Origin of the sequence: Vibrio sp. 10N.222.48.A3, from assembly GCF_041475345.1 — a bacterium.
GTDB classification, from domain to species: domain Bacteria; phylum Pseudomonadota; class Gammaproteobacteria; order Enterobacterales; family Vibrionaceae; genus Vibrio; species Vibrio tasmaniensis_A.
Window position 1 is genome coordinate 1 of sequence record NZ_JBFRVX010000125.1, and the last position, 5,566, is coordinate 5,566.

Annotated in this window: 4 protein-coding genes; 2 read left to right on the forward strand and 2 right to left on the reverse strand. The window is 40.9% G+C overall.

The annotated features are described in order from the left end of the window. Window positions 1-393 precede the first annotated feature (393 nt). Window positions 394-1,440 (forward strand): replication initiation protein, encoded by a 1,047-nt coding sequence (locus AB4653_RS04720; RefSeq protein ID WP_017099008.1) that lies wholly within the window; start codon window positions 394-396, stop codon window positions 1,438-1,440. 191 nt (window positions 1,441-1,631) lie between these two features. On the opposite strand, the gene AB4653_RS04725 is transcribed toward AB4653_RS04720, so the two are convergent. Both AB4653_RS04725 and AB4653_RS04730 read right to left on the reverse strand, forming a co-directional pair. Then, complete coding sequence (locus AB4653_RS04725; RefSeq protein ID WP_102258082.1) at window positions 1,632-2,585, reverse strand: ParB family protein; 954 nt, start codon at window positions 2,583-2,585, stop codon at window positions 1,632-1,634. Window position 2,586: 1 nt separating this feature from the next. After that, a complete protein-coding gene (locus AB4653_RS04730; protein WP_102258081.1) occupies window positions 2,587-3,834 on the reverse strand; it encodes a ParA family protein in 1,248 nt (415 codons plus the stop codon). A 664-nt stretch (window positions 3,835-4,498) separates the two neighbouring features. Here AB4653_RS04730 and AB4653_RS04735 point away from each other — a divergent pair. Next, entirely contained in the window at window positions 4,499-4,666 is a 168-nt protein-coding gene (locus AB4653_RS04735; RefSeq protein ID WP_371700257.1) for a hypothetical protein, read from the forward strand. Window positions 4,667-5,566 lie beyond the last annotated feature (900 nt).

A 5,566-nucleotide genomic window follows, 5' to 3' on the forward strand; every position in this document is an offset into this window, starting at 1 on the left:
CAATCTCTATAACAGTATATAACCTCTATATGATCTATAATTTATATAAGATCTATAATTGCTAAAAAACACTTTAAAATCATAATGATATTGAGGTTTTGGCAACATATTATTAGTGTGATTGATCTTGTAGTTAGTCTTGTTGATCTTTTAATTAGTCTGGGGGTAACAAGAAATTAGTGTTATTGATCTAAATTTTAGTGTGAAGGTTACATTTTTTTAGTGTCCAAACAGACTTTATCCCATAAGTCTTGATATTGAGTGTTTCATTTTAGTATTTCTATTAAGGTTACAGGAATTTAGTCTAAAATTGTGAATTACGTTCTTGAGGTTACTGAAATTTAGTCTTATCCTTGTACTACACTAATAATCTGTTACCTGAAACTAATTACTATGACTGACCATCGACAGTTGATCACAACTGAAGACTACCGTGAATTGCCTAATGACTTTTTTAAGAAAAGCCATGCTTTAGTTTTTAGCCAGCTAGGACTGACGGCGAGAGAGCATGATACATTTGCACTCTTCCTCTCTCGACTACACGAAGACCATTGGGTTGCGTATCAGGAAGGTCGACACGTATACGCACCTGAATATACGTTTCAATCTGAAGTGTTAAAGGAGTGGTTTGGTCTTTCAGCAAAGCAGCTTTATCCAACATTAAAGCCTATGGCTAAAAGGCTCTCATCGCGCAAAGTAGGCTTAATGAACGATGCTGATCAAGAATTTGATTTTATGCCTCTTTTTAGTCGAGTTGCGTATAAAAAAGGGGCGCTAATTATGGTGCCTAACGCTGAATTAATGGATGCTTATCTTGCTCAGTCAGCTGGCCACGCTCAAATTAACCATTTATCTTTTCGTAGTTTGAAGTCAGAACATTCTAAGCGCCTTTACACTATTCTATCTCGCTTTAAAAAGCCTGGAATGAAGTTGCATGAGCAATCGATAGCGCAATTACATGGTTTATTCGGTCTCTTAGATGAGCAAGGGAAGTTAACCAAATCCAGTTACACCAACAACAAGGTCTTCATGGAACGATGTATTCGTAAGCCAATCGAAGAGCTTGCTTCTAACGAAGAAGTGAGAAAAGAGCTAAGCTTTTTGGTTGATGAAGAGTCTGGATCGTATGGTTATAAAGCTCGTTATCGAGGAAAGAGTATTGTTGCGCTTGAGTTCCTTTTCCAATGGAAGCAAAAAAGTGACAATAAAGGTGAGGCATTGGAAAGAGCAAAGTTAGCTGAAGAGCTAGCACCTGATAACCCGATGTTAAAACTCGCAAAAGAAGCCTTTAATATTGTACTTTCATACCCTGTCAATGGTGAGTTAAGTAAACACCATAAACTCGCCATTGAAAGTGTTAGGATGGGTATTATCGTAATGCCTGCAGATATGCAGTTTGATTCTATTTTCTATCACAGGTTAGAGTTAATGGAATTATGATTTTCAGGTAACAGATTTTTAGTGTTTTGCAGCTAACACTAAAAATTTGTTACCTTCAGTGATACTGATCTCAAGTTTTATATTCATCAACTTTGTTATGACATCTAAATAATGAGGTGGTTTGTTGTTCATAGGGCAAAACAACCCCCATTGTCCCCATTAAAAACCCCGCTCATTGGCGGGGTTGTTATTTACTTATCTTGCACTTTTTCAGAAACAAACCGTATGATATCGTCATACACATCAACGGGCAATCTACTCAATTCAATCTTAAGCCCCCGCTTATCACTGCTGTGAGATACCTTTGCATACTTGTTCTTGTCATCGAACAGCGCTAATGGTTTAGTCTTCCAGCTTATTTTATCTTTACCCTTTAAAAGCTTCGACTCCATCTGAGCAAGAACTTGCTTTTGTTTATCTTCTACAGAGACTAAATTATCTACATCCACCTTAAGTGAACTGATGAAATGTGCCGTTGTAGTACCTTCTTTATCTAACTGCTTTTCCACTTTAGCCAGCTTAGCGTAGTAACCATTTGGGATCCCTTCGCAATCAGGAAAGACCTCAATCAAACGCTGATCAACTGATGCTGCAGCAAAGCGCTTTCGGCAAGTTTCACGTCCAATATTCAGATAGTCAGCTAGTTCATCGAGCTTCGTAAAGCCTTGTGCTTGCATCACGCTTTTGTAATCAGCTCCCAATTCTCGGTAAGACAAGCGCTTTACAGATTGAGTAGTTTGAATAAAAGCGAGCAAATCAGCTTGGTCGATCTCCCCTTCAATAACCCATAGAGGTAAATCTTTTTTAGCATGGATGCAAGTGAAACGGCGACGTGAGCTATCAAGTAACTGGTAAGTGCCCTGCCCGTCTTTGGTCGCGACGCCTTCAGTATGTACGCCCTCTTCCTGAACGCTTGGTAATATATCACGCACAGCATCAAGCGTAAGCGAATCTTGGCGACGTGGATTTAAAGGGTGAATTGCAGTTTTAACTTCAAGTTCATCTGATTTAACCACCACTCTTTCTGCAGTGGCTGTTTTACCGCTAGCAAACGTGAATGTTTTTTTAGGGGGTTCGGCTTTAACTCGTTTTCCTAATTGATTGCCTTGGTTAAAGCCGGTTCGCTTGTCTTGAGGTCGTAACATGTTATAGCCCTTTTGTTGCTAGCTGCTTAATTTCAGTGATGAATTGGTGGTACACGGCATTCACCGATGTCATAGCTAAATCAAATTGTTTACCACTACAAATCTGCTCTGATTTTCGAATATCCAGTACTGTACGGTTGCTTTCCGCAGCCGCGACAAACGCTTCAGAGTGACGGATCGCTGTTGATAATAAATGCCCTTGCGCCGCACGCAGCAATTTATCAAACACTTTAACTTCATGAGCGCTCTTCTCATCGAAGTTCACTGGAAGCAATTTAGCCCACTTTAAATTTTTTCCTTGTGATGGTAATGCTCTAAATGTACCTGGCATAGTGGCCATGTAGTTACTCGTTGAGGCAAAATCAAACTCTCGTGGGGTGACTGGAATCAAGACCGCATCAGCCGCCTCATTCACTGCCCAGAGAATTGGAGAGTTCTGTGGGGGCGTATCGATGAAGATTAGGTCGTACTCTTCTTTAAGTATGGGTAAGATTTTTTCACGCAACACACTCAGCAAATTCCGTTGACCTATTTCATCTTGCCCCCAGTAAGAATCGACAAAGCGTTCGTCTGATGGGAAGGCAGGAATCACATCTAAGTTAGGGAGGTGAGTCTTAAACGGAATCGCTTTAACTAACTCGTCATAACGGTAGTCATTAAGGTATTGAGAAAAATCACCTTCGGGCTCTTGGCCTGCTAGCGCGATATCAACAGCTGTCATGTAGACTGATTCATCGTCGGCTTGATGAATCAGGTTTTGGCCTGTTGAGCCTTGGGGATCTAAATCTATCACTAGGCAGCGTGCATTAAGATTAAGATCAAGCGCAGCAGTGGTCGCTAGGGTCACTGTCGTGGTGGATTTGCCAGTGCCCCCTTTATGGTTTTCCACTACAACGGTTGTCGATTCAAAGCGCTGGTTGTACTTAGGAAAGTTCATGAACTCCATCATATTGGCGACGTCGAAGCGATTATACAGGTGAGTGCGTCCTTGGATAATAGGAGCGCCAACGACGCCCTGCTCGGTTGCTTCATCTATTCTAGAATTGAAGGTCACACGAGATAAGCCAAACAGCTCTTGAAGCTCTTTCTTCTTCAATGAGTGATTATAGATAAGCCTATCAACACTCCCCTCAATTTCTGTATCAGTTACTTTGATCTGCATACGCTCTTTGATAACGGCTTTCAGATCTGATTGCTCTTGCTGCATACGTTCACAAACAAGTTCTAATGAATCGATGATGGTGGTCATTGGGTGCCCTTAATGCCTTAATCTTATATAACCAATATAAAGCACTAAGGATGGAAATTAAACCTTTAAAGAATATTTTTAATTAATAAAGGTTTAAGTTTGATGGGTATCTAAACGGGGACAATGGGGGTTGTTTTCAAAAAAACCTTATCAAATCACTCTGAATATTATTCTTTCATCTGGTTTAACAGTGGTGGTGCACGAGACTTAATTAAGGGTAATAAGTACGCATTTGAGAGAGCACTAGACGTGATTTTAAAAGAGCGATCTGCTTATCGGCGTTGGGAAATTTAAGCAGGTCCGCTTTTAATAGCGGTCTACCAGTAATAGTCGGTGCTCTATTTACGGTTGAATCCAAAGGATTCTTCAACGTATTGAATAAACTTAAATAACGAGATTAACCTTGTTATTCTTAGCGTGTTCAAGTCACGCCTTAATTGTTAATTATGTTTGGGCTGGGGCGCGGTTGTATCACCTTGACTACATTGAGCTCAGGCTCTTCGGACGTTCTTCCACCGGATTATAAGAGTTAGCGACCATTCATGAGCCTTAACTTAAAGTACTATCAAGCAATAGACCAAACGATTTCAAACGCCTCCCCTCTCTTTATTATTCATTTGACCAAAGCCAAGCCTATTGGCTTACACAAAAAAGAAATGAGTTTTTGGTAGAGTTCATCAAGCCAAAGATAAAACAGCCTCAATATTCTAAATGTAAGAAAGAGCTGAAGACCATGCTGAGTATAGGCAGGAATGCCAAGGGCAACCTAGAGGAAAATTTATGGCAAATGAACGAAATTAACCTCAGTTATCAAGCCAAATTCACTCATTAGGATGAGCTCTACATCATGTTGACCGCTCTCTTTGAACAGCAGTGTTTTGCCTCAATGTTAGAAAATGAAACCTTTTTCTAAGAAGGTTAAAACTCATCGATTAAATACGTTGATTGATAAAGTCCAAGGTACAGGAGCCTATCGAGTGGAAGTGGGTCATATTGATGATCAGGAAGTTATTCATCTGCTACTGCATAGGACTGAAAAGTAAATGCTAGTCGATCTGTTGAAAGTTCGGGAATGTCTTACTGCTCGATTTTTGGTTTATGTCAGTCCTAATAGGGATCCTGATATGAGTGTGGTGATGAAAGCGGTGGAGGGGGGGGATGAATGCATGATTCATTCCCTAGGAAACTATACTTATGCTGCAAAGGTATTGGGACTCGATCGTGGCACAGTAAAAAGGAGGTATGAACGCTTTCTCAAAGAGAAAGGTGAGATGAATTGTATAAGGACATAGGTCATGGTTCATTTATCTGGTCGTTATCACTCCGCTCGGTTTATTCCTTCGCTTTGCTCCTCTGTCGACAACTTGAGTTGCTTTATCGAGCCTGCTCGATGAGCTTCTACGTTCCTGAGAACAATCACCCAAGGCACTTCTCTCTTCGTTCGAGGCACCTCGTCCTCTCTCCTCGTTGATCTCTCTGTCTTTGAATAAGTTCGAATAAGGGCTTGTTTTCTTATGCGCCGATTTCTTTCACTCGCCTCATTTTTGGGTTCGCAGGCTGTTAACCGTCTCTCCCCACAACCTGTTTTTCAAGGGAGGCTTCGCCGCTGTGCGCCCTTGCAAAGCAGAACGATGTTGAGGAGCGGACAGCCAAGCGGCTCCGAAAAGTGATACTCAAACAGAAAGGAAATTCTCATGGCGCAACAAAACTCAATCCCAACTCTCTCTAATTC